At 69.5% G+C, this 24,123-nt stretch carries 26 protein-coding genes; 17 read left to right on the top strand and 9 right to left on the bottom strand.

The window, feature by feature from the left end; genetic code table 11:
* Window positions 1-186: 186 nt before the first annotated feature.
* The 12 genes from rpsF to JCR33_RS13160 all read left to right on the top strand — a co-directional run bounded on the left by rpsF (window position 187) and on the right by JCR33_RS13160 (window position 11,759).
* Entirely contained in the window at window positions 187-609 is a 423-nt protein-coding gene (gene rpsF / locus JCR33_RS13215; protein WP_198882558.1) for a 30S ribosomal protein S6, read from the top strand.
* Complete coding sequence (gene rpsR, locus JCR33_RS13210; protein ID WP_198882557.1) at window positions 609-857, top strand: 30S ribosomal protein S18; 249 nt, start codon at window positions 609-611, stop codon at window positions 855-857. Before rpsF ends, rpsR begins: the two co-directional genes overlap by 1 nt.
* Before the next feature lie 205 nt (window positions 858-1,062).
* Window positions 1,063-1,647: a 50S ribosomal protein L9 gene (rplI, locus tag JCR33_RS13205; protein ID WP_198882556.1), complete on the top strand. Its 585-nt coding sequence runs from the start codon at window positions 1,063-1,065 to the stop codon at window positions 1,645-1,647.
* A 173-nt stretch (window positions 1,648-1,820) separates the two neighbouring features.
* Entirely contained in the window at window positions 1,821-3,068 is a 1,248-nt protein-coding gene (locus tag JCR33_RS13200; RefSeq protein ID WP_198882555.1) for an SAM-dependent methyltransferase, read from the top strand.
* A complete protein-coding gene (locus tag JCR33_RS13195; protein ID WP_198882554.1) occupies window positions 3,065-3,874 on the top strand; it encodes a class I SAM-dependent DNA methyltransferase in 810 nt (269 codons plus the stop codon). Before JCR33_RS13200 ends, JCR33_RS13195 begins: the two co-directional genes overlap by 4 nt.
* Window positions 3,875-4,110: 236 nt before the next feature.
* Window positions 4,111-5,586, top strand: coding sequence for a replicative DNA helicase (locus JCR33_RS13190; protein ID WP_198882553.1), 1,476 nt, complete (start codon window positions 4,111-4,113; stop codon window positions 5,584-5,586).
* Window positions 5,587-5,627: 41 nt separating this feature from the next.
* Window positions 5,628-5,945 carry a hypothetical protein gene (locus JCR33_RS13185; protein ID WP_198882552.1) on the top strand — a complete coding sequence of 106 codons (318 nt, stop codon included), beginning with the start codon at window positions 5,628-5,630 and terminating at the stop codon, window positions 5,943-5,945.
* 158 nt (window positions 5,946-6,103) lie between these two features.
* Complete coding sequence (alr, locus tag JCR33_RS13180; RefSeq protein ID WP_198882551.1) at window positions 6,104-7,447, top strand: alanine racemase; 1,344 nt, start codon at window positions 6,104-6,106, stop codon at window positions 7,445-7,447.
* Window positions 7,447-8,859 carry a DNA repair protein RadA gene (gene radA / locus JCR33_RS13175; protein WP_198882550.1) on the top strand — a complete coding sequence of 471 codons (1,413 nt, stop codon included), beginning with the start codon at window positions 7,447-7,449 and terminating at the stop codon, window positions 8,857-8,859. The genes alr and radA overlap by 1 nt, the downstream gene beginning before the upstream one ends.
* Entirely contained in the window at window positions 8,859-9,551 is a 693-nt protein-coding gene (locus JCR33_RS13170) for a CvpA family protein (RefSeq protein ID WP_198882549.1), read from the top strand. Before radA ends, JCR33_RS13170 begins: the two co-directional genes overlap by 1 nt.
* Before the next feature lies 1 nt (window position 9,552).
* Window positions 9,553-11,016, top strand: coding sequence for an amidophosphoribosyltransferase (purF, locus tag JCR33_RS13165; protein ID WP_211110271.1), 1,464 nt, complete (start codon window positions 9,553-9,555; stop codon window positions 11,014-11,016).
* Entirely contained in the window at window positions 11,013-11,759 is a 747-nt protein-coding gene (locus JCR33_RS13160; protein WP_332461183.1) for an SDR family NAD(P)-dependent oxidoreductase, read from the top strand. Before purF ends, JCR33_RS13160 begins: the two co-directional genes overlap by 4 nt.
* Before the next feature lie 25 nt (window positions 11,760-11,784).
* Here the strand turns inward: JCR33_RS13160 and JCR33_RS13155 are convergent, their stop codons facing one another.
* From JCR33_RS13155 to JCR33_RS13135, 5 genes are all read right to left on the bottom strand, one after another.
* On the bottom strand, window positions 11,785-12,402 hold the full coding sequence (locus JCR33_RS13155) for a glutathione S-transferase family protein (protein WP_198882548.1): 618 nt from the start codon (window positions 12,400-12,402) through the stop codon (window positions 11,785-11,787).
* Window positions 12,403-12,495: 93 nt separating this feature from the next.
* Window positions 12,496-13,839 (bottom strand): ribosome biogenesis GTPase Der, encoded by a 1,344-nt coding sequence (gene der / locus JCR33_RS13150; RefSeq protein ID WP_198882547.1) that lies wholly within the window; start codon window positions 13,837-13,839, stop codon window positions 12,496-12,498.
* Window positions 13,840-13,842: 3 nt separating this feature from the next.
* The gene (locus tag JCR33_RS13145; protein WP_198882546.1) at window positions 13,843-15,165 is read right to left on the bottom strand and encodes an outer membrane protein assembly factor BamB family protein; all 1,323 of its coding nucleotides are present in this window, start codon (window positions 15,163-15,165) and stop codon (window positions 13,843-13,845) included.
* Window positions 15,165-15,872 carry a tetratricopeptide repeat protein gene (locus JCR33_RS13140; RefSeq protein WP_198882545.1) on the bottom strand — a complete coding sequence of 236 codons (708 nt, stop codon included), beginning with the start codon at window positions 15,870-15,872 and terminating at the stop codon, window positions 15,165-15,167. Before JCR33_RS13140 ends, JCR33_RS13145 begins: the two co-directional genes overlap by 1 nt.
* Window positions 15,873-15,894: 22 nt before the next feature.
* Window positions 15,895-16,491 (bottom strand): NnrU family protein, encoded by a 597-nt coding sequence (locus tag JCR33_RS13135; RefSeq protein WP_198882544.1) that lies wholly within the window; start codon window positions 16,489-16,491, stop codon window positions 15,895-15,897.
* Between the two features lie 176 nt (window positions 16,492-16,667).
* On the opposite strand from JCR33_RS13135, the gene JCR33_RS13130 reads away from it, so the two are divergent.
* On the top strand, window positions 16,668-17,087 hold the full coding sequence (locus JCR33_RS13130) for a L,D-transpeptidase (RefSeq protein WP_198882543.1): 420 nt from the start codon (window positions 16,668-16,670) through the stop codon (window positions 17,085-17,087).
* A 7-nt stretch (window positions 17,088-17,094) separates the two neighbouring features.
* Here the strand turns inward: JCR33_RS13130 and JCR33_RS13125 are convergent, their stop codons facing one another.
* Window positions 17,095-17,838: an SDR family NAD(P)-dependent oxidoreductase gene (locus tag JCR33_RS13125; RefSeq protein WP_198882682.1), complete on the bottom strand. Its 744-nt coding sequence runs from the start codon at window positions 17,836-17,838 to the stop codon at window positions 17,095-17,097.
* 141 nt (window positions 17,839-17,979) lie between these two features.
* Window positions 17,980-18,528 carry an NADPH-dependent FMN reductase gene (locus JCR33_RS13120; protein WP_198882542.1) on the bottom strand — a complete coding sequence of 183 codons (549 nt, stop codon included), beginning with the start codon at window positions 18,526-18,528 and terminating at the stop codon, window positions 17,980-17,982.
* Window positions 18,529-18,605: 77 nt separating this feature from the next.
* On the opposite strand from JCR33_RS13120, the gene JCR33_RS13115 reads away from it, so the two are divergent.
* Entirely contained in the window at window positions 18,606-18,998 is a 393-nt protein-coding gene (locus tag JCR33_RS13115) for a winged helix-turn-helix transcriptional regulator (protein WP_198882541.1), read from the top strand.
* A gap of 13 nt (window positions 18,999-19,011) precedes the next feature.
* Here JCR33_RS13115 and JCR33_RS13110 read toward each other — a convergent pair whose 3' ends face one another.
* Window positions 19,012-19,257, bottom strand: a complete 246-nt coding sequence (locus JCR33_RS13110; RefSeq protein ID WP_198882540.1) for an acyl carrier protein — start codon at window positions 19,255-19,257, stop codon at window positions 19,012-19,014.
* Between the two features lie 120 nt (window positions 19,258-19,377).
* On the opposite strand from JCR33_RS13110, the gene JCR33_RS13105 reads away from it, so the two are divergent.
* Window positions 19,378-20,220, top strand: coding sequence for a metallophosphoesterase family protein (locus tag JCR33_RS13105; protein ID WP_198882539.1), 843 nt, complete (start codon window positions 19,378-19,380; stop codon window positions 20,218-20,220).
* Between the two features lie 19 nt (window positions 20,221-20,239).
* Here JCR33_RS13105 and JCR33_RS13100 read toward each other — a convergent pair whose 3' ends face one another.
* Window positions 20,240-21,490 (bottom strand): pyridoxal-phosphate dependent enzyme, encoded by a 1,251-nt coding sequence (locus JCR33_RS13100; RefSeq protein ID WP_198882538.1) that lies wholly within the window; start codon window positions 21,488-21,490, stop codon window positions 20,240-20,242.
* Window positions 21,491-21,672: 182 nt separating this feature from the next.
* Between JCR33_RS13100 and JCR33_RS13095 the strand changes: the two genes are divergently transcribed.
* Window positions 21,673-22,473, top strand: coding sequence for an IclR family transcriptional regulator (locus JCR33_RS13095; protein ID WP_198882537.1), 801 nt, complete (start codon window positions 21,673-21,675; stop codon window positions 22,471-22,473).
* Window positions 22,474-22,823: 350 nt separating this feature from the next.
* Entirely contained in the window at window positions 22,824-24,116 is a 1,293-nt protein-coding gene (locus JCR33_RS13090) for a M20/M25/M40 family metallo-hydrolase (RefSeq protein WP_198882536.1), read from the top strand.
* Window positions 24,117-24,123 lie beyond the last annotated feature (7 nt).

The raw sequence follows: 24,123 nt of genomic DNA, 5'->3' as shown, positions 1-24,123 counted from the left end.
ATCGGCGGCTACGTTGGCCGAGGGCTGAACGGAGGAATGGGGCAATGAGGCGCCCCATTAGGGCATCGGACGCCCGCTCCTCCCGTGTCCTTGCCCGTGCGGGGCCGTTTCCTCACCGGCGCTGTCGCGGGGCTTCGCGCCGACCCAGCGTGCCGATGGTCGGCGCGCCATGCAACGAGGACACCAATGCCTTTATACGAGACCGTGTTCCTGGTCCGCCAGGACGTGTCCGGCCAGGCTGTCGACGACCTCGTCGAACAGTACAAGTCCGTGCTCGCCGAGAATGGCGGGTCGGTCGGCCGCACCGAGAACTGGGGTCTGAAGACGCTCAGCTATCGGATCAACAAGAACCGCAAGGCGCACTTCGCGCTGATGGACATCGACGCCCCGGCCGCCGCGGTGCAGGAGATGGAGCGCCAGATGCGTCTCAACGAAGACGTGCTGCGCACCCTCACCATCCGCGTGGAGGAGCATGAGGACGGTCCGTCTGTGATGAAGCAGAAGCGCGATCGCGACGATCGCCGCCGCCGCGAGCGCGGCCCGCGTGAAGACGGTGACGGCGCCCCCCGCGAAGAGCGCAGCGAACGGCGTGAGAGGGAGTCCGCCTGATGGTCGATATCGCGCAGCTTCCCACCCGCCGGCCGTTCTTCCGTCGCCGCAAGACCTGCCCCTTCTCCGGCCCCAACGCCCCGCGGATCGACTACAAGGACGTCAAGCTCCTGCAGCGCTACGTATCGGAGCGCGGCAAGATCGTTCCCTCGCGCATCACCGCCGTGTCGGCGAAGAAGCAGCGCGAACTCGCCAAGGCCATCAAGCGCGCCCGCTTCCTCGGCCTGCTGCCCTACGTCATCAAATAAGTCGGACAGGCGCCCGCCCGATCGATCGGGCGGGCGCCGTTCCATTGAGCTGACGCGTATCGGCCGCACCCTCGGTGCGGTCGTTCCGCGTTCCGGCGCGAGCCGGCTTCACCTGCGGGAGACCACCCGCTTCTTCGGACGCCATGTCCGCCATCTGGGGCGCCGCCCCTAACCGCCGCAGCGCGGGACAGATCGGAGAACCACCATGCAAGTCATCCTTCTAGAGCGCGTGCCCAAGCTCGGCGAGATGGGCGAAGAGGTGCGCGTGCGCGACGGCTTCGCGCGCAACTTCCTGCTGCCCCAGGGCAAGGCGCTGCGCGCGAACCGCGAGAATCGCGCCCGCTTCGAAGCCGAGAAGGCCAGCCTCGAGGTGCGCAACCAGGAGCGTCGCGCCCAGGCCGAGGCGATGTCGAAGCGCGTCGCCGGCAAGACCTTCGTCGCCATCCGCCAGGCCGGCCAGACGGGCCAGCTCTACGGCTCCGTCTCCACCCGCGACATCACCGAGGTGCTGGCGGGCGAAGGCATCACCATCGAGCGCCGCCAGGTCGACATGACGATGCCGATCAAGTCGATCGGCGTGCACGAGATCCAGCTCGTGCTGCACCCCGAGGTGATCGTGCCGGTGATGATCAACGTCGCCCGCTCCAACGACGAGGCCGAGCGCCAGGCCGCCGGCGAGGACGTGCTCGCCCCGGACCTCGACGACGAGGACGAAGACGAGGAGGAGTTCTACGACGAGGCTTCCGACGAGGAGGCCACCGCCGAGGCCGGCGAGGAAGAGCAGGCCTGACCCCTCCCTGTCGCTTCGGCGCCACGTGCGCCGGAGCGATACCCAAGCGTGGCCTGACCGACACCCTTAGGTGCCAAGCCACGTTCTTGCCCCCAGCCTATGGCACGGAGGTCTTGACATGACGCCCCGGCGTCTCAGACTTCTTCTAGGCTGCGGCAAGACGAATATCGAGAATGAACTCCCTACTATCGCAATTGTTGAAGCGCATCGTGTGGCACGGCTCGTTGACCGTGACGGACGCGAATGGGCGCGATCATGTGTTCGGCGACGGGACCGGTGAGCTGCAGCACATCGTGTTGCACGACAGCAGCGTGGAGCGGCGCCTGCTGCGCGATCCAGAACTGACGCTCGGCGAAGCCTACATGGACGGCGAGTGGAGCATCAAGAGCGGCTCCCTCACGGCCCTCCTGACCCTCTTCATGGCCAACCTGAAGGGCTCGGCGCCTCCCTCGCGCTTGCGCCGCCTCATGCGCCTCGCACTGCGCCGCGTCGCGCAGCGCAACACGGCGCGCGCCGCCCGCAAGAACGCCACCCACCACTACGACGTCGGCAACGAGATCTATACGCTGTTCCTCGACGAGGACTGGCAGTATTCCTGCGCCTACTTTCCGAGCGCAGACGCCTCGCTCGAGGAGGCGCAGCTCGCCAAGAAGCGCCACATCGCGGCGAAGATGCTGCTCGAGCCGGGTCACCGCGTGCTCGACATCGGCTGCGGCTGGGGCGGCATGGCGCTCTATCTCAACGAGTTCACCGGCGCCGAGGTGACGGGCATCACCCTCGCCGACAACCAGGTGGCGCGGGCGCGCGAGCGGGCCAAGGGCCGCACCGGGCTCGACTTCCGCGTGCAGGACTATCGCGCGGTGCCCGAGACGTTCGACCGCATCGTCTCGGTGGGCATGTTCGAGCACGTCGGCGTCGGCTACTTCGACGACTACTTCCAGGCCGCCCACCGCCTGCTCGAGGACGACGGAGTGATGCTCCTCCACTCCATCGGCCGCTTCGACGGTCCGGGATCCACCAACCCCTTCATCGCCAAATACATCTTCCCGGGCGGCTATATCCCGGCCCTGTCGGAGGTTCTGCCGGCGATCGAGCGGGCCGGCCTCTACGTCACCGATGTGGAGATCCTGCGCTTGCACTACGCCGAGACGCTGAAGAACTGGAACGCGCGCTTCCACGCCCATCACGACGAGGTGGTGAAGGAGAAGGACGAGCGCTTCTTCCGCATGTGGGACTTCTATCTCGCCGGCTCCGAGGCCTCCTTCCGCGCCGGCGACATGATGGTGTTCCAGATCCAGCTCGCCAAACGCCTCGAGACCGTCCCCCTCACGCGCGACTACATGGCCTCCACCGAGCGCGCCCTGGCCGCCCGCGACAGTGGCCGCTCGACGGGACCGGCGCTGATCGCCGGCCACGGATGAACAAGGCGCCCGCGTTCGACGCGGACGCCCTCGGCGAGCTCTACGACGCCGCCCGCAAGGCGGAGGACGCCGGCGATCTCGCCACCGCCGAGCGGCTCTTCAAGGAATGCCTCTCCCTCGACCCCGCCGACCATTGCGGGGTCGAGATGCGGCTCGCCGCCTACGGCCTCGCCGCGCCCGAGGCGGCGCCCGCCGCCTATGTCGCCACCCTCTTCGACCAGAACGCCGAGACGTTCGACGAGGTGCTCGTGGAGCGCCTCGGCTACCATGTGCCCACCCTCGCCCGCCGCCTCTGCGAAGGCCACGCCAAGGCGGACAGCCACATCCTCGATCTCGGGTGCGGCACCGGCCTCGCGGGCGTCGCCTTCGCCGGGCTCGCCAACACCCTCGTCGGCGTGGACCTTGCCGAGGGGATGCTCGCGATGGCCGACGAGCGCGACGTCTACACCGACCTCTATGTCGGCGAGGCGGTCGCCTTCCTCTCCGGCTGGGACGAGACGCCGTTCGACATCATCCTCGCCACCGACGTGTGGCCCTATCTCGGCGGGCTCGACGCCTTCATCGCGACGGCACGGGAGGCGCTCGCACCGGGCGGCCTCCTCGTCACCTCGACCGAGCGGGCCGACGATCTGCCCGACGGCTGGCGCGTGACGACGACCCAGCGCTTCGCCCACGGCACGCACTATGTCCGACGCCTGCTCGAGGGCGCCGGCTTCACCGTGGCGGCCATCGAGCCCATCGTGGTGCGCCACGAGGAGGGCGTGCCGGTGGCGGGCGATCTGGTGCTCGCCCGCCGCGCGGACTAGCCGCACCGCCCCCTCGGATCGCAACCCGCCGCTCGCCCTGGCGAGCGGCGTCGTGGTGCGCGCCGGCGGCGGCTTCCTCACGCTCGGGCGACGCGCGAATTAAGGCGCTGTCAACGCTCGATGCGTCCTTCTTCTCGGCGGTGCTGAGATCGTGGATAGCGGTTGAGAAGGTGTCCCACCGGCGGACTGCCCGCCCTCGCCGCGCTATGACGGTCGCCAAGGAAAGGCGAGGCTCCATGAACAAACCGCTCGACCACACTCACCTCGAAATGGCGCGCACCGCGCCGCAGAACACCGAGATCGAGCAACAGCTGCTGGGCGCGATCCTCGTCAACAACGAGGCGTTCTACCGCGTCAGCGACTTCCTGAAGATCGAGCACTTCTTCGTCGAGCCGCACCGCAAGGTGTACGACATCACCTCCAAGCTGATCCGCGCCGGCAAGGTGGCGACGCCGCTCACGGTGAAGACCTTCTTCGGCGCCGACGAGACCATCGCCGACCTCGCGGTGGTGGAATATCTCGGCCGCCTCGCCGCCAACGCCACCACCATCATCAACGCCGAGGATTACGGCCGCACCCTCTTCGACCTCGCCCTGCGCCGCTCGCTCATCACCATCGGCGAGGACATGGTCAACGAGGCCTACGACGCGCCGCCCGAGACGACGCCGCGCACGCAAATCGAGGGCGTGGAAAAGCGCCTCTACGAGCTCGCCGAGACCGGCCGCTTCGACCAGGGCTTCGTCGGCTTCGGCGACGCCCTCACCGCCGCGGTCGACATGGCGGCGGCGGCCTACGACCGGGCGGGCGGCCTCTCCGGCATCGCCACCGGGCTCTCCGACCTCGACCGGCTGATGGGCGGGCTGCAGCGCTCCGACCTCATCATCCTCGCCGGCCGGCCGGCGATGGGAAAAACCTCGCTCGTCACCAACATCGGCTTCGCCGTCGCCCGCAACTTCAAGCCGAGCCCCGAAGGGCTAGCCGGCAAGTCGGCCGACGGCGGCGTGGTGGGCTTCTTCTCGCTCGAAATGTCCTACGAGCAGCTCGCCACCCGTATCCTCGCCGAGCAGTCGGGCATCTCCTCCTCCCACATCCGCCGCGGCTCCATCGACGAGAGCCAGTTCCACGACCTCGTGGAGGCGGCGAAGGCGATGCAGACGCTGCCCTTCTACATCGATCAGACCGGCGGCATCACCGTCGGCCAGCTCGCCGCCCGCGCCCGCCGACTGAAGCGCCAGAAGGGGCTCGACCTCCTGATCGTCGACTATCTCCAGCTCCTGTCGGGCTCCGGCAAGACCAACGCGAGCCGCGTCAACGAGATCACCGAGATCACCACCGGCCTCAAGGCGCTCGCCAAGGAGCTCGAGGTGCCGATCATCGCCCTCTCCCAGCTTTCCCGTCAGGTGGAAGCGCGCGACGACAAGCGGCCGCAGCTTGCGGACCTGCGCGAATCGGGCTCCATCGAGCAGGACGCGGACGTGGTGATGTTCGTGTTCCGCGAGGAGTACTATCTGCAGAGTCGCAAGCCCGCCGAAGGCACGCAGGAATTCTTCGAGTGGGAGGCCAAGATGGAGGCCGTCCACGGCGTAGCGGAGGTGATCATCGGCAAGCAGCGCCACGGGCCGACGGGTACGGTGAAGCTGCAGTTCGAGGCCGAAGTGACGCGCTTCTCAAACCTCGTCATCGACGACCAGTCGGCGTCCGATCCGTTCTGAGCCCGGCGCCCGGCGTCGGCGAGATCCGAAGGAGACTTCTGATGGCCGAACGCGATCTATCCACGGTGGACATCGGCTACGTCCACGCCACCGTGACGCTCAGGGGCGAGGCGAAGCTCCTCGCCGCCGAGTTGGAGCGCCTCAGGGTCGGCGGTCTCGTCGACCGGGCGAATCTGGAGGTGGTGGTGCCGCGCGGCCGACTCGATCCGACGCCGGAGACGAAGCGCCTGCCGCCGATCCGCGACGGCGAGGCCGAGGCGGCCCGCGCCGAGCTGCAAACGGTGGAAAACCGCCTCACCGACGATCAGGTGACCTATGTTCTCGACATGATCCGTCGGCTGGAGGCGATCACCGCCTGAGGCGCGATCGCCCTGCCGGCTCCCCCGCCCCGCCGCGGATAGAATGGGCCCGCTGCGGATAAAGTGGGCTCGCCACGGATCGGATGGGCCCGCCGAGCGGCACCATCCGGCGACGATGCCCCATTTTCCCGCCCCCCTCACCGGGACTAGGATAGGCGATGCACCCAGCCGACCGCGCCCTGATCACCGACCTTCTCGCCCGCTTTCTCGGAGGTCGCATCTCCTCCCCGGGCTTCCGCGACGGCATCGTCGCCGCCCTCTCCGGCCTGCATCGCGACCCGAGCCCGAAGCTCGCCGCCGCCCTCGCCTCCCTCTCCCGCGAGATCGACGCCGCACCGCCCAAACCGGAGCCCGCCGCCGCACACGGGTTGGAGGAGAGCGCTCCCCCGGCCGACGCCGACGGCCTGCGTTCGGCCGCGGCCGACGCCTTCCTCGTCCTCAATGCCCATCCCGCCGGCGAGGAGAACTGGGAGGGCGTGCGGCTCACCATCGATCCGGAGGCGGTGGTGCGCAACTGGCGCCGCCTCGCCGCCCTCACCGGCGCCGAATGCGCGGCGGTGGTGAAGGCCGATGCCTACGGGCTCGGCATCGAGCGCGTCGCGGTGCCGCTCGCCGCGGCCGGCTGCCGCACCTTCTTCGTCGCCCTTCCCACCGAGGCGATGCGGCTGCGCCGCCTGCTACCGGGCGTCGTCATCTACGTGCTGAACGGCGTGTTCGACGCGGTGCGGGAGGCGCGCGAGGCGGGGCTGCGGCCGCTGATCTCCTCGCTGGAGGCGCTCTCGGAATGGCCCCAGGGCGCCTTCGCCCTCAACGTCGACACCGGCATGAACCGGCTCGGCGTCACCCTCGCCGAGCTCGGCACGGTGACACGACGCCCGGCGCTCCTTGCCAGCCACTTCGCCGCCGCCGACACGCCCGACCATCCTCTCAATGTCATCCAGGAGGCGAATTTCGCCGCCGCCCGCGCGATGATGTCGGACGTCGCCGCCTCGTTCGCCAACTCCGCCGCCCTCCTCACCCGGCCGACGAGCCACTACGATCTCGTGCGCCCCGGCATCGCCCTCTACGGCGCCGCCTCCGCACCCACCAGCGTGCCGCTGGAGCCCACCGTGAAGCTCGAGGCGCGGGTGGTGCAGGTGCGCGAGGCCGCCGCCGGCGAGACGGTGGGCTACGGCGGCGCGGTGACCCTCACCCGGCCGACCCGCATCGCCATCGCCTCACTCGGCTATGCCGACGGCTATCCGCGCGCCGCCGGCAGCTCCGACACCGCCGCCGGCGCCCCCGTCGCCGTCGCCGGCCGTCGCACGCACCTCCTCGGCCGCGTCTCGATGGACCTTCTCGCCATCGACGTGACGGGGATCGCCTGTGCCCGCGGCGACTTCGTGGAGATCTTCGGCCCCACCGTCGGCGTCGACGAGGTGGCGGCGCGGGCCGGCACCATCGGCTACGAGCTTCTCACCGGCCTCTCGCGGCGGGCGACGCGGGTGACGGGGCCGCTCTGATGGCGCGCCGGGCGAGCCGCTTCGTCTGCCAGGCCTGCGGTGCCGTCACCACGCGCTGGGCGGGCCGCTGCGAAGCCTGCGGCGAGTGGAACACCATCACCGAGGAGGCCGCCACCGAGGACATCATGACGGCGGCGACCGGCAAGACGTCCCGCACCAAGGGCCGCCGGCTGGCGCTCACCTCGCTCGACGAGCCGATTCCCGAGGCCCCGCGCATCGTCACCGGCATCAGCGAGTTCGACCGGGTGACGGGCGGTGGACTGGTGCCGGGATCGGCGATCCTCATCGGCGGCGACCCCGGCATCGGCAAGTCGACGCTGCTCCTCCAGACCGCCGCCGCCCTCGCCAACCGCGGCGCACGGGTGGTCTACGTCACCGGCGAGGAGGCGACGGCACAGGTCCAGCTTCGCGCCCGCCGGCTCGGCGCCGACCGCTCCTCGGTGGGCCTTGCCGCAGAGACCAGCGTCGAGACCATCATCGAGACGCTCCAAGGTGGTCCGCCGCCGGCGCTCGTCGTCATCGATTCCATCCAGACGCTCCACACCTCCATCGCCGAGGCCTCCCCGGGCACGGTGACGCAGGTGCGCGCCTCGGCGCAGGCGCTGATCCGCTATGCGAAACTGTCGGGTGCCGCCGTCATCCTCGTGGGCCATGTGACGAAGGACGGGCAAATCGCGGGGCCGCGGGTGGTGGAGCACATGGTGGACGCCGTTCTCACCTTCGAAGGCGACCCGAGCCACGCCTTCCGCCTGCTGCGCGGCTCCAAGAACCGCTTCGGCCCGACCGACGAGGTGGGCGTCTTCGAAATGACCGGCGGCGGCCTCTCCGAGGTGCAGAACCCGTCCGAGCTCTTCCTCGGCGAGCGCGACATCTCCTCCCCCGGCGCCGCCGTGTTCGCCGGCATGGAGGGCACGCGACCGCTGCTTGTGGAAATCCAGGCGCTCGTCGCCCCCTCGCGCCTCGGCACGCCCCGCCGCGCGGTGATCGGCTGGGACGGCTCGCGCCTGTCGATGGTGCTCGCCGTCCTCGAAGCGCGCTGCGGCCTTGCCCTTTCCACCCACGATATCTACCTCGCAGTGGCGGGCGGGCTGCGGATCGCCGAGCCCGCGGCCGACCTCGCGGTGGCCGCGGCGCTGATTTCATCGCGGGCGGGCGTGGCCCTGCCGGCCGATGTGGTCTATTTCGGCGAGATCAGCCTGTCGGGCCGCGTGCGGGCCGTTCCGCACGCCAACGGGCGGCTGAAGGAGGCCTCGAAGCTCGGCTTTCGCGGCGCCATCGTTCCACCGCTCGCGGGGGCCGACGCCGACGGCTGCGCCACGAGCGAGGTTGCATTGCTCGGCGATTTGGTTCACCGGATCGCACCGGACGGCCTTGCCGACGATCGGCGGGGCGCCTTCTCTGGAGACGATTGATGAATATCGCGATCCTCGACGGCGTGGTCATTGCCGTGGTGTTTATCTCGGCGATCCTCGCCATGTTCCGCGGTTTCGTACGCGAAATCCTGTCGATCGCCGCATGGGTCGCTGCCGCGGTGCTCGCCTATCTCTTCTATGGGGAGCTGCTGCCCTACGTCAGCCAATATGTGGACAACCAGACCGTCGCGATCGGTCTTTCGGCCGCCGGCATCTTCCTGGTGTCGCTGATCGTCGTCAGCCTCATCACCATGAAGATCTCCGACTACGTGATGGATAGCCCCATCGGCGCGCTCGACCGTCTCCTCGGCTTCGTGTTCGGCGCCGCCCGCGGCGTGCTCCTCGTGGTGGTCGCGGTGATCTTCTTCAACTGGCTGGTGGACGAGCCCAACCGCCCGTCGTGGGTGACGCAGGCGGCGAGCTACCCGCAGCTCTCCGAGCTCGGCGACCGCCTCCTCGCGGTGATCCCGGACGATCCGGAATCGGCGATCCGCGGCGCCTTCGAGGGCGGCAGCGACAACCCGGCGAGCGCCCCCACCACCAGCACGCCGACGCAGACGGCCCCCGCTCCGACGACCACCACCCCCGGTCAGCAGAGCCAGATCGACCAGCTGATCGACGCGACCAGCGGCAACGGATCCTCCACCACCCCCGCGCCCACCACGGGAACCACGTCAGGGAGCAACAACTAAGTTGGCCTCACGGCGCATCATCGACATCAGGGAAGGCGACCGCTTTCATGACGAGTGCGGCGTCTTCGGCGTCTTCCGCAACAGCGGAGCCAGCGCGCTCACCGCGCTCGGCCTGCACGCTCTCCAGCACCGCGGCCAGGAGGCCGCGGGCATCGCGACGTGCGCGCGTGGCGCCTTCCGTGTCGAGCGCCACATGGGTCTCGTCGGCGACAACTTCACGAGCCAGGGCGTCATCGACCGATTGAAAGGCGACAGCGCGATCGGCCATACGCGCTACTCCACCACCGGCGAACCCGCCCTCCACAACGTTCAGCCGCTCTTCGCCGAAACCGCGATGGGCGGCTTTGCCGTTGCGCACAACGGCAACATCACCAACGCCGGCATGCTGCGCGGAACGCTGCGCGAGCGCGGCTCCATCTTCCAGTCGACGTCCGACACCGAGGTCATCATCCACCTCACCGCGACGTCCACCAAGAACTCCTTCATCGAACGTTTCATCGACGCGATCCGCCAGCTCGAAGGCGCCTTCGCCCTCGTCGCGCTGACGCCGTCGATGATGATCGGCTGCCGCGACGCGCTCGGCATCCGCCCGCTCATCATCGGCGACTTCGAGGGGGCCTACGTGCTCGCCTCGGAGACCTGCGCCCTCGACATCATCGGCGCGCGCTACGTGCGCGACGTGGAGCCGGGCGAGATGGTGGTGATCACCGAGCAGGGCCTCGAATCGATGCGGCCCTTCCCCGAGAGCCACGACCGCTTCTGCGTGTTCGAGTACGTCTACTTCGCCCGCCCCGACTCCTCGGTGGGCGGACGCAACGTCTATGGCGTGCGCAAGCGCATCGGCGCCGAGCTCGCCCGCGAGTCGCCCGCGCCGGCCGACGTCGTCGTGCCGGTGCCCGATTCGGGCACCCCCGCCGCCATCGGCTATGCCGAGGCCTCGGCGCTGCCGTTCGATCTCGGCATCATCCGCAACCACTATGTGGGGCGCACCTTCATCGAGCCGTCGGACCAGATCCGCCACATGGGGGTGAAGCTGAAGCACAACGCCAACCGCGAGGTGCTCGCGGGCAAGCGCGTGGTGCTCGTCGACGACTCCATCGTGCGGGGCACAACGTCGCTCAAGATCGTGGAGATGGTGCGCGACGCCGGCGCCACCGAGGTGCACATGCGCATCGCGAGCCCGCCGACCACCGATTCGTGCTTCTACGGCGTCGACACGCCGGAGAAGTCGAAGCTGATCGCCTCGCGCATGAGCGTCGCCGAGCTCGCCCGCTACATCAAGGTGGACAGCCTCGCCTTCCTTTCCATCGACGGCCTCTACCGGGCCGCCGGCGAGATGCGGCGCGACCCGGCGGTGCCGCAATATTGCGACGCCTGCTTCACCGGCGAGTACCCCACCCCCCTCACCGACCGGGCGGCGCGCACGCCGCACCCGCAGCTGTCCTTTCTGGAAAACGCCGAGTGACCGACCCGCTATCGACGATCGACCTCACCCCGCTCGCCGGCCGGCTCGCGGTGGTGACGGGGGCGACGCGCGGCATCGGCTGGGCGGTCGCGACGGAGCTCGCCCGGCACGGCGTGCACGTGATCGCCGTGGGCCGCAAGGTGGAGGCGCTCGAGGAGCTCGACGACGCCCTGCGCGCCGTCGGCACCGCCGGCACGCTGGTTCCGCTCGACATGACCGACGGTCAGGGCGTCGACCGCCTCGGCGGCTCGATCAACGATCGCTGGGGCAAGGTGGACATCGTCGTGGGCAACGCCGGCGTGCTCGGCCAGATCTCGCCGCTCGCCCACGTCAAGGCGCCCACCTGGCAGGAAACCCTCGACGTGAACGTGACCGCCAACTGGCGGCTCATCCGCACCCTCGATCCGCTGCTGCGCCGCTCCGACGCCGGCCGCTGCGTGTTCGTGACCTCCGGGGCGGTGGCCAAGCTGCGGCCGTTCTGGGGGCCCTACTCGGTCTCGAAGGCCGCCCTCGACGCGCTGGTGAAGACCTACGCCAACGAAACCGCCACCACCGCGGTCCGCGCCAACCTCTTCAGCCCCGGCGCGGTGCGCACGGCGATGCGCGCCGCCGCCGTGCCGGGCGAGGACCCGGACACGCTGCCCACCCCGGCCGACGTCGCCCCCTCCATCGCCGCCCTCTGCGCCCCGGGCATGGAAAGAAGCGGCGCCACCTACTCCTTCCGCGACCGCGACTTCATCTGATCCGCGCGCCCGGATGGGCTGCGCCTCAGTGGGACGGCGCAGCGGCGAAGGCCGGCAGCGCCTCCGCCCGCGTGGAGAAGTGGGCGAGGCCCGGGTAGGCGTCGGCGGCGACCACGTCGGGGATCATCATGCGGATGAAGTCCCACACCACCGCGACGGTGGCGTCGACCTCGAGCGGTCGCTCGTCGACGAGCCAGCGGTCCCCCGCGCCGACGATCTCCTCCAGCCCGGCGAGCGCGGCATGGAGTTGACCCGTCACCCGGTCGACCCAGGGCTGATGGAGCTTCGCGGCCGGCCGCAGATTGTGCTCGTAGACGATCTGCACCGCCTTCTCCGCCGCCGCGAGGGCAAGACCGGTGATCCGCAGCGCCCGCGTGCGATCGGCGGGCGAAGCGGCCCGCAACGTGGCCCCGTCCCGCCGGCCGATCTCCTCGACGTGCTCCAGGATCAGGGTGGAATCCATCAGCGTCACGCCATCGTCGGTGACGAGAGTGGGCGCCTTGACCACCGGGTTCACCGCGCGAAACTCGTCGAAGGTGCTGAAGACCGAGAGCTTGGTGTGCTCGTAGCTGATACCGAGAAGGTTCAGCGCCACGGCGACACGCCGCACATAGGGCGAGTCCAGCATTCCATAGAGATGCATCGGCCGATCCTTTCCGAAGGTGTCGGAGCAACGATCTTATGCCCGCCCCTGCCTTCGTCCCAAGCGCCCGCGGCGCAAGGCAGCCTTGCGCGCTCAGTCCGCGTAGGGGTTGTCCGGCTTTCTGAGGTTCAGACGGATCGGCACGCCCGGGAGGTCGAACTTCTCCCGGATCGAGTTGATCAGGTAGCGCTGATAGGCGGGTGGCAGCGCCTCCGGCCGTGAGCAGAAGGCGACGAAGGTGGGTGGCCGCGTCTTCGCCTGCGTCACGTAGCGGATCTTGATGCGCCGGCCGCCGACGGCGGGGGGCGGGTGGCGCGCCACCGCTCCCTCGAGCCAGCGGTTGAGGCGGCCGGTGGAGATGCGTGCCGACCACCGCGTCACCGCCTCGGTCACGGTGGCCATCAGCTTGTCGACGTTGCGTCCCGATTTCGCCGAGACCGGGACGACGCGCACCCCCGCCGCCTGGGGCACCAGCCGCGTTGCCGCCTCGCGCGCCGCCCTGATGGTCGGGTCGGGCTCCTCCACGAGGTCCCACTTGTTGAGCGCGATGACCACCGCCCGCCCCTCGCGCACGATGAGGTCGATGATCTGCAGATCCTGCTTCTCGAAGGGCTGGGTGGCGTCGAGCACCACCACCACCACCTCGGCATATTTCAGGGCGCGGATGGTGTCGCCCGTCGACAGGCGCTCCAGCGTGTCGGTGACCTTGGCGCGCCGACGCAGCCCCGCCGTGTCGACGAGCTTGAAGCGCTGCTCGTCGATCGTGAACTCGACGGCGATCGAATCGCGCGTGAGGCCCGCCTCCGGCCCGGTGAGCATCCGGTCCTCGCCGACGATGCGGTTGACGAGGGTGGACTTGCCGACGTTGGGGCGGCCCACGAAAGCGACCTGGATCGGGCGGGCGAGGTCGATCGCCGGGCTCTCGTCCTCCTCCGCCACGGGGGGGACGCGCTCGAACGCCTCCGCCAGCGCGTCGCGCAGATCGGAGGTGCCCTCGCCGTGCTCGGCCGAGATCGCCACCGGATCGCCGAGGCCGAGGGAGTAGGCCTCCATGCTCGCAAGATCGCCCAGCCGGCCCTCGGCCTTGTTGGCGACGAGCACCACCGGCTTGCCACGCCGGCGCACGTCGGCGGCGAGCGTCTCGTCGAGCGGTGTCACCCCGGCGCGCGCGTCGACCACGAAGAGGTAGACGTCCGCCTCGTCGAGCGCACGGGCCATCTGGCTCCACATGCGCGCTTCGAGGGTGCCGTCGTCGGCTCCTTCGAAGCCGGCGGTGTCGACGAGATCGAAGGTGAGGTCCTGCAGCCGCGCCGGCGCCTCGCGCCGATCCCGCGTGACGCCCGGGGTATCGTCGACGATGGCGAGGCGCTTGCCCACCAGGCGGTTGAACAGGGTGGACTTGCCGACGTTGGCCCGCCCCGCGATCGCGACCTTCATGGCCTACCGCAGGGCGGTGATCTCGCCCGCGTCCGAGACGATGATCATCTGGCCGGAGGCGAGGATGGGCGCCGAGTAGGCCGCCGACCCAATCGTGCGATCGGCGACCACCTGCCCGTCCTTCGGGTTGAGCTGGGCGAGGCGACCGTCGTTGGAGATCGCGTAGAGCGAGCCCCCGGCGAGGAGCGGACCGGCGTAGGCGCGGTCCTTCTTCTTCTTGGGCTTGGGCAGCTCCGTCATCCACAGCGTCTCGCCGCTCGACTTGTTGAGCGCCACCATGCGGTCGGCGAGATCGACCAGGAAGAGCGCGTCACCCGAGACGATGGGCGTGTGGGCGGAGCCGATATTGCGCTCCCACTTCATCGATCCGTCGGACAGGTTCACGGCGATGGTGCGGCCGGAGACGCCGGTGGCATAGACCGTGCCGCCGTCGATCACCGGGCTGCCCGACACGTCGGTGAGGCCGGACACGGCGAGGGTTCTCATCGAGCGCGTCACGAAGCTCTGCCACTTCGGCTCGCCCGTGTCGGTGGAGAACGCCATCACCTCGCCGGACGAATAGGGAATGACCACGGTCGAGCCGGAGATCGCCGGCGACGAGGTCGCGAGCAGGCCCGCCTGCTCCGGAATGCCGTCGTAGGTGAAGGCCTCCGTCCCGTCCGCCTGGTCGATCGCGAACACCTTGTTCTTCTGCGACACCACGAACACCTTGCCGGCGCCGGCCGTCGGCGCGCCGCGGGCGGGCGTATCGAGACCGCGGCGCCAGATCTCCTGGCCGTTCTGGGCGTCGAGCGCCGCCATCTCGCCATAGCCCGTGGCGACGAACACGCGGTTGCCGTCGACGGTCACGCCGCCGCCGGCCGCCGCGTCGCGCTCGCCATCGGGACGCAGCGAGGTGGACCAGATGCGCGTGCCCGAACCGAGCGACAGCGCCGTGACGGTGCCGTTGGGCGCATAGACGAAGACGCGGTCGCCCGAGACGACGGGCCGCGCCGAGATCCGCGGCGTGCCGCGCGCCACGGACAGGCCGCCGGAGCCGGAGCCGCCCACGGAGGCCCGCCACGCCCGCACGGCGCCGCCGCTATAGGCGAGATGGCCGGGGTCGTTCTGCGCGTTGCCGCCGGGCTGCGGCCAGTCGTTGTTGGCACGCGCCGGACCGACCGACGCGGGCTTGGGCGTCGCGTCCTCCGGCATCTCCGTGTTGGTGGAGAAGACGGTGGTGCGCTCGCCGACGAGATGCTCGTCCTTGGCGCCGAACGGATTGAGATCGCTGATCGACCCGCACCCCGTAAGCGCCGCCGCGAGGACGAAGGGGACAACACGCATCAGTTCGTCTCCTGCGCCGTCTCCGCCGCCTCCCCGTCGGCATCGGCCGGGTCGGGGGCGGTCTGGGTGATGAGAGCGAGCATCAGCCGGGCGCGCTGCACCATGGGCTGCGGTGCGCCCGCAGCATCGCGCAGGGTGGCGAAGTGCTGCCGGGCTGCCTCGAGATCGTCCTCGGTGTAGGCGGCAAGGCCCATCAGCTCTTGCGCCGCGAGATAGTAGGGGCTGCCGGAATCCTCCGAGAGGCCGCCGATCGCCTTGCGCGCGCCGGCCGCGTCCCCCTCGTCGATGAGGATCTGGGCGAGGCGCAGCGAGGCGAGGTCGCGGTAGAGCGGGGCGACGTCGCTGTCGGCCGCGAGGCCGCGCAGGATGTCCGCGGCGCCGGCATCGTCGTCCTGCGCCGAGAGGGCCGCCGCGGCCCGGAAGCGCGCCAGCATCTGGAAGCCCGCCGGCGCGTCGTCGGCATACTCGATGAGGCTCGTGACGGCCGAGCTCGTCCCGGTCTCGTCGACCGCCTTGACGACCTCGAGATAGGCATCGCCCGCAGCCCGCTCGCGACCCGTGCGCCAGGCCTCGTAGCCGCGATAGCCGGCGGTGATCGCGACGATCAGCACCGCCACGAGAATGATGTAGATGCCGAATCGATCCCAAAGCTTGCGCAGTCGCTCGCGCCTGAGGTCTTCTTCGACTTCCTGAAAGATATCCGACATGTCTATCCCGGTCGGGGTTCACTCACGACACCGCCCCCATGGGGAGCGGCGAAACCCCTATTAGCCACAGATGCAGCTTCCAAACAAACAACACGTAAACGATAACCCCGACGACGATGGCGACCGCGTCGCCGCTCCACCGCGCAGTGAAGGGGCGACGCACGATCACCCCCGCCCGCTCCCGGCGTTTCAGGATGATCCGATCCACCACCGCCCAGGCGAGGAACGCCCCGAAGAGCACCACCGAGGCGACGTCGCCGTTCGCCAGAAGGTGGGCGAACGCCCAGAGCTTCACGGCGACGAGCATCGGGTGCTTCAACGCCTTGCGCATATGGGACGGGGTATAGGCGGCGACCAGGGAGATCGAGGCGAACAGCATCAGAAGAAGCGCCAGATGGGTGACGCCGGTCGGCAGCCGATAAAGAAGCGGCGAGCCCTGGAAGCGCCAGTCGCCGTAGCCCATCGAGACCATCACGATGCCGACGAGGGAGACGACGGAGAAGAGCCCCTTGTAGCCATATTCGCCGAGCGCTGCGACGAGCGACCCGCGCAGGCCCGTCGCGCGCGGCACGAGGTGGGCTCCGAGAAACACCGCGAGCCCCACTATCATCAGCACCATGATCGTCTCCGCCTGTCTGACCCTGCGGCCCTTGCTTGCCCCCAAAAGATGGAGGAGCGGGGCAGCGCGGCACGGCGCCGCGTTTCGCCGATTTTAGTGATTTTTTGAGCGTCTCCAATCTACTCACGGTGCGGCGATACGCCGATCCCCTGCCCGACATGCATCGAGGTCATGCCATGATCCGTCTCCTGTTCGCCGTCACCCTCCTCGTCGCCGGCATCGGCCATGCGTCCGCGAAGACGCTCGTCGCCGACGTCGATCTTTCGACGCAGCGGCTCACCATCATCTACAAGGGCGAGCCGCTGGCGGAGTGGAAGGTGTCGACGGGTCGGGCCGGCTACCGCACTCCCACCGGCACCTTCCGGCCGATGCGGATGTATCGGGAGTATTTCTCCAAGGAGTACGACGGCGCGCCGATGCCCAACGCCGTGTTCTACGATGGCGGCTATGCCATCCACGGCAGCTACGAGATCGGCAGCCTCGGCGCACCCGCCTCGCACGGCTGCATCCGCCTGCACCCGGCGGACGCGGAGAAGTTCTTCGATCTCGTGCTGACGGTGGGCGCCGAGAATACCGAGATCAGCATCCGACGCTGAGGGCGGGTCAGTATGTCGCGCGGCCGCCGGACAGGTCGAACACCGCGCCGGTGGTGAAGGTGTTCTCCTCGCTCACGAGCCAGGCGATCATGTTGGCGGCCTCGTCGAGTTCCAGGAAACGCCCGCGGGGGATCTTCGACAGCATGTAGCCGATGTGCTCCTCGCTCATCTGGTCGAAGATGCGGGTGCGGGCGGCGGCGGGCGTGACGCAGTTCACCGCCACGTTCACGTCGGCGAGCTCCTTGCCGAGCGACTTGGTGAAGCCGATCACCGCGGCCTTCGAGGCCGAGTAGGCGCAGGCGTTGGGGTTGCCTTCCTTGCCCGCGATCGAGGCGATGTTGACGATACGGCCGTAGTTGCGGGCGCGCATCGCGGGCACCACCACCTTGTTCACGTGGAAGGTGCCGTTGAGGTTGATCGCGCAGATCCTGGCGAACTCGTCCACCGGATAGTCGGCCACGGTGGCGTTCATCCCGGCGATGCCGGCGGAGTTCACGACGATGTCCACCTCGTCGAACACCTCCAGCGTGGCAGCATATGCCGCCTCCACCGACGCCCAGTCGGCGATGTCGACGTCGAAGGCGGCAGCGTTGCCGATCTCGGCGGCGTGGTCCTCCGCGAGCGAGCGATCGACGTCCCACAGGGCGACGCGGGCGCCGTTCGCGGCGAGCTTGGTCGCAACCGCCCCGCCAATCCCTTGGGCGCCGCCCGTGACGACCGCGACGCGGCCCGTGAAGTCGTAGGTATTCATCGCCGGATCCTTCTTCTGCCCGCGCTTCGGGTGGCGCGTTGGCGTGTCCTCCATTGCACTTCCTAGTGGTTCCGGCGGAGGTCGTATATGGCAAAGCGAGGGGGCTCCACGGCGACCGCCGTAGGGCCCCCTCGCCTCACTTCAGAGCGCGACGCGGTCGACGAACGCCACGAACGCGTCGACCCAACGCTTCAGGAAGGCCTCGGTGTCGGGCACCGTGACATTGGAGGCGTCGTCGATGAGGTCGGGCTTCATCTGCAGGTAGACTTCCGGCTGCCCCATCGGGATCACGCCGAGGACCGGCAGGAGACCGCGCAGGTCCACCTGACCGGCCGCCGTGCCGATGGCGCCGGGCGACGTGCCCACCACCGCGCCGGGCTTGTGCATGAAGCTCGACTTGCCGTACGGCCGCGACGCCCAGGCGATGGCGTTCGCAAGGAGCGGCGAATAGGTGCGGTTATACTCGGGCGTGACGAAGAGCACGGCGTCGCTCTCGTCGATCGCGCTCTTGAGCGCGGTCACGCTCGCCGGCAGGTCCGACCACAGATCGTCGTTATAGTGGGGCACGCTGCCGAGATCGGGATAGACGAATTTGAGGCGACCCTCGGCGAGCTTTTCGAGAGCCTTGGCCAGCTTGAGGTTGAAGGAGCCCGAGCGCAGGCTCCCCACGAGGACGGCGATGGTTTTCATAGGAGACTCTGGTATCAGTTGGAAACCGACGGGAGGACCTACACCTAACCGACAGGACGCCCACGGCAAGTACGCACATGAAAGCAACCTCGGTCACGTCCGTGAAACCCATCAAGCACACATCGAGCCCCGACTGTCGACACGTTCGCGAGCTTCTCGCCCGGATCGGCGCGAAATGGTCGATGATCGTAGTGACGCGGCTCGCCACCGGCCCGATGCGCTTTTCCGAATTGAAGCGCGACATCGGCACCATCAGCCAGAAGATGCTGACCTCGACGCTGCGCGAGCTGGAGCGCGACGGCTTCGTGACGCGCACCGTGACGCCGACCATCCCGCCCCGCGTCGACTACACGCTGACCGATCTCGGGGTGGACCTTCTCGGGCCGCTGGAGGCCCTCGGCGAATGGGCCGTGCGCAACCAGCACCGGGTGGAGCAGGCCCGCGAGCGGGCGCGCGAGGTCGGGGTATAGACGTCGCCGCCGCTCAGTCCGTCGCCTCGGCCCCGAGGAGATCGACGAGCTCGCCGACGGTCGCGGCGCGGGCGAAATCCTGCGACGAGGCGCCGATGCAGAGCTCTTCCATCGCGAGGCTGACCGCCGCCTCCCGCTCGAACGGGCCGACGCCGAGCTCGGCGAAGGTGTCGACGCGAGAGATCTCCCGATGGGCGAGCTGGGGCGCCACGGCGCGAAGCTGGGCGACCAGCACGCGGAAGACGGATTCGGGCTCCATAGCGCGTCCTCCCACCGCGACGCGCGGCGAACGATCCGACACCATAGTGACGCAGGACGGGTGTCTCGACCATCTCAATCCGCGGCGGTCCGTCATTGTTCCTGTGCCGGAGCGTCGCGGGTGAGGCTGCTTGCGATCAGCGACCTGCATCTCGCGAGCCCGGTGAACCGCGATGCGCTCGCCGCCCTGCCGGACTTTCCCGACGACTGGCTCATCGTGGCCGGCGACATCGCCGAGCAGCCGAGCCGGGTCGCCGCGGCCTTCACCGCGCTCACCCGCCGCTTCGCCAAGGTGATCTGGACACCCGGCAACCACGACCTGTGGACGGTGCCGGGGATGGCCTGGCGCGGGCCGCGCAAGTACGAGGCGCTGGTGGACCTCGCTCGCGAGCACGGGGTCGTGACGCCGGAGGACCCCTTTCCCGTCTGGCCGGGCCCGGGCGGCGAGGTGGTGATCGCCCCCCTCTTCCTGCTCTACGACTACACCTTCCGGCCGCCGCACCTTCCGCTCGCCCGCGTGGTGGAGTGGGCGCGCGAGGAGCGCGCCATGTGCGGCGACGAGTTCATGCTCGCCCCCACCCCCTACGCCTCGCGGATCGCGTGGTGCCACGCGCGCTGCGCCACCGCCGCGGACCGCCTCGCCGGGCTCGAGGGCGCACCGACCATCATCGTCAACCACTATCCGCTGCGGCATGATCTCGTGCGCATTCCGCGCGCGCCGCGCTTCTCGCCCTGGTGCGGCACGGTGCTGACGGAGGACTGGCACCGGCGCTTCAACGTCAAGGTCGCCGTCAGCGGCCACATCCACCTGCGCCGCACCGACTGGCGCGACGGCACGCGGTTCGAGGAGGTGTCGCTCGGCTACCCGCGCCAGTGGCGGCAGGAGCGCGGCCTTCAGGCCTATCTGCGGCAGATCTGGCCGACGCCGGAGCCGCCGCCCGCCGCCGGCTTCGGGCCGCGATGAGCCGGCGGGGCTTCCCGCCTCAGGGAAGAACCCCCGCCTCGGCGAGCTTCGCGAAGGCCGCCTCGGGCTCCAGCGGCACAGGGATCACCTCGCCCTGACGGGCCGCCGTCGCGTCTGGATCCTTGAGCCCGCCGGCGGTGAGGAGGGCGACGACCCGCTCGCCGTCCCCAATCGCCCCCGCGCGGCGCAACGCGGCGACGGCGGCGATGGAGCCCGCGGCGGCCGGCTCCACGTAGAGCCCCTCGGCGCTCGCAAGGCGGGCCTGCCAATCCATGATGTCGTCGTTGCCCACCGACACCGCCGTCCCGCCCGAAGCCCGCAGGGCGTGGAGCGCCTGGTAGGTGCTCTGCGTCGCAGTGGTGGACTTTGCGACGGTCGCGTGGGTCTGCGGCATGTCGGGCAGCGCGTCGCTTCCGGAGGCGAGGGCAGCGCCGAGCGAGCCGTAGATCTCCGCCGCCATCATCCGCGGCAGGCGGTCGATCCAGCCAGCCGCCTTGAGGTCCAGAAAGCCGCGCCACATGCCGATGAGGGCATCGCCGTAGCAGACCGGCAGAACGCATACGTCCGGAACCTGCCAGTCGAGCTGCTCCACCACCTCGTAGGCGAGCGTCTTATAGCCCTCGATGCCGACCGGGTTGCTGCCGACCACCGGCGCGAAGAAGGGCGAGGTGGGAAAGAAGCCGAACCGCTCCACGCCATAGCGCATCAACGGCCAGCGCCCCGCCTTCGTCGGGACCGCCACCACCTTCGCCCCGTAGGCCTTCATCTGGGTGAGGAGCGGACCGACGGCGCCCTCGGCGGTGAAGACGATCGCCGGCAGCCCCGCCCGCGCCGCATAGGCGGCGACGGCGGCGCCGGCATTCCCGGTGGAGCTCGACACGATGGCCGGCGCCCCGATCGAGCGCGCATAGGCGACGGCGATCGCGGCGAGACGGTCCTTGAAGGAGCCGGTGGGGTTGCGCGTCTCGTCCTTGCCGAGGAGGGTTGCGACGCCCGTCGCGGCGGCGATCCGCTCCAGCGCCACGAGCGGCGTCGACCCTTCCGCAAGGCTCACCGCATCGGCCGGCGCCACGGGCAACACGTCGCCGTAGCGCCAGAGACCGCCGCCGTTCCCTGTCGGGCGGCGCAAGGCGGCGGCGGGATCCTCGGCATAGGCGACCACGAGATTGCTCGGCGCCTCGGCATGACAGCGCGGGCAGTCCTGCGCGTAGGCGTCGAGCCCGTAGCGCGCCCCGCAGCGCAGACAGTCGAAGCCCACCACCGTTGCCATGCCCGTCTCCTTGCCGGCCGCCACCGGATTTGACAGCGGCAGTTGTTCCACTTAATGGAACATTGTTCCACATATAGTCTGAGCGGGTGGGACGGGCGCGTCAACACGCTTGCGCATCGGGATGCGCCTTATCATCGACCGCTGCGCGGGCCGGCCGGCCACGAGCCTCACGAGGTACGAGATTGAGCAACCCACCAGCAAGCGGCGAGAACCAGTCCGTAGCACGAGCGCTGTCGATCCTCGACCTTCTCGCCGACAGTCCCGAGCCGTTGGGCGTGCGCGAGATCGCCCGCCGCCTCGGTCTGCCGCCGAGCAACGTGCAGCGCCTCATCAAGACGCTCACCCGCGCCGGCTATCTGGAGCAGGCCGACGCCACGCTGCGCTACGCCATCGGCTACCGCGCGTTTCAGGTGGGCAACGCCTTCGTCGGCCAGACGAGCCTCGTCTCCGCGGTGATGCCCGAGCTCTACGCCCTCGCCGACGAGCACATCACCGGCTTCCTGGGCGTGATGCGCGACCGCAGCGTCGTCTATCTCGCGACGGTCCAGAGCGAGGGACCCGTCGCGATCAACCACCGCCCGGGCCACCAGACCCACCTCCACTCCACCGCCATGGGCAAGGCGCTCCTCGCCGAGATGAGCGACGAGGCGGTGATCAGCCTCCTCGGCTCCGATCCCCTGCCCCGGATCACCCAGTCGACCCGCATCGAGCTGCCGCAGCTCCTCGCCGACCTCGCCGAGTATCGCAAGCTCGGCTACTCCTACAGCGACGAGGAGAACCGTCAGGGCTTCTTCTCCGCGGGCGCGGTGGTGCGGGACGCGACGGGCGGCGTGGTGGCCGTTCTGAGCGGCGCGGTGCCGGCCGTCGACCTCGCCGCGGATGCCCGCGCCCGGATCGGCATGCGCGTGCACGACGCGGCCCAGCGCGCCTCCCGCAAGCTCGGCGCCCCGACGCCCCGCGCCTTCGGCCACCCCGCCGGCTGAGCCTGCGCCCCACTGCCGCGGGCAACGACAGCGCCCACCGAACGCGCAGCCGTTCGCCACCCGTCGGGCGGTCGGCGGGCGCCGTCCGCCCCTGCACACATCACGGTCTGCCCAAAAAAAGTGCCTGCTGGCGAATTGACTCGGTTTCGACCCCATGTGAGCATTTATTAGAACGCTGTTCTTATTATTGGAACAAATGACCGGCCATACGCATGGCCGGCGGCACTTCGGAGCACGGCCGGCATGGGTAGGACCATGGGCGAAACCACGACAGCCACGGGGTGCGGTGCCGCTGCGCGTCGCGCCCGCCGGTCGCGCTCGCCCGCTGCTCTTCGCCAGATCGAGACGCCGTGACCCACCACTTCGAATTCCAAGGCACGCGAGTCCCGCTCGACACCGACGAGCTCGTGGAGCTCGCCCTGGCGCTCTGCAACATCGAAAGCCCGGCGGGCGAGGAGGCCGAGGTCGGCGCCTTCATCCACGACTGGATGGCGCGCGAAGGCTTCGCGCCGCGCAAGATCAGCATGTTCCCGGACCGCTTCAACGTGCTCGGCACGCTGCCGGGCGCCGGCGACGGCTACAGCCTCATCTTCAACAGCCACATGGATACCGGCCGCAGCAAGGCGGACGTGTGGAGCATCCGCGACCCCGGCGTCGGCATCAATCACGGCGCCTGGGTGAAGGACGGCACGCTGTTCGGCGAGGGCATCGTCAACGACAAGGGGCCGATGGCCGCCTTCATGATTGCGGCGAAGGCGATCAAGGCGGCCGGCATCGCGCTGCGCGGCGACCTTCTCCTGTCGGCGGTGCCGGGCGAGATCGGCTACGAGGCCGTCGACGAGTTCGCCTCGCCCCGCTATCTCAGCAAGGAGGTCGGCGCGCGCTACCTCGTCCAGCACGGCGGGGTGGCCGACTTCGCGCTCGTCGCCGAGGGCACCGACTTCCGCTATTCGGGCATCGAGGCCGGCAAGGCCTTCTTCAAGATCACGGTGTTCGGCGCGCCGCAGTTCTATACCCCGTTCACGCCGATGGCCGAGGTCGGGCCCGACCATCCCAACGCCATCGTGCGGGCCTCGCTCCTCATTCCCCGCCTCCAGGCCTGGGCCAACGACTACGAGAAGCGCCACACCCACACCACGAAGGACGGCACCATCGTGCCGAAGGCGGTGATCGGGGCGATCCGGGCCGGCAACCCCTATCACGTCACCCGCACCTCCGAGCTCTGCGCCCTCTATCTCGACTGCCGCCTGACGCCGGTGTCGGACCCGCTCGAGATCCGCCGCGAGCTGCGCGATCTCCTCGCCGAGACCGGCCTCGAAGGCGAGGTGGAGCTCTTTCTCTACCGCCGCTCCTATGGCGCGGGCGACAACGAGGTGCTGCTCGACGGCCTGCGCAGGGGCCACGAGGCGACCATCGGCGGCGCGCTCGAGCTCGCCGAGCCGGTGTTCTCCAGCATGTGGCGCGACGTTCTCATCTTCAACGAGATGGGCATCCCGGCGATCACTTACGGCCCGCCGCGCAGCTTCCGCCAGCAGGCGATGAGCGTCGACGATCTCGCCCGCAGCGCCGCCGTCTATGCCCGAACCGCTCTTGAGGTGTGCACGCGCGAGAAGCCGCGGCGGCGCGCCACGGGTGCCGCATGAGAGCCGC

It is taken from the genome of Acuticoccus mangrovi (assembly GCF_016411865.1).
Classification (GTDB): domain Bacteria; phylum Pseudomonadota; class Alphaproteobacteria; order Rhizobiales; family Amorphaceae; genus Acuticoccus; species Acuticoccus mangrovi.
The sequence above is the reverse complement of the archived record's forward strand: the minus strand, read 5'-3'. Positions and strand labels throughout refer to the sequence as shown.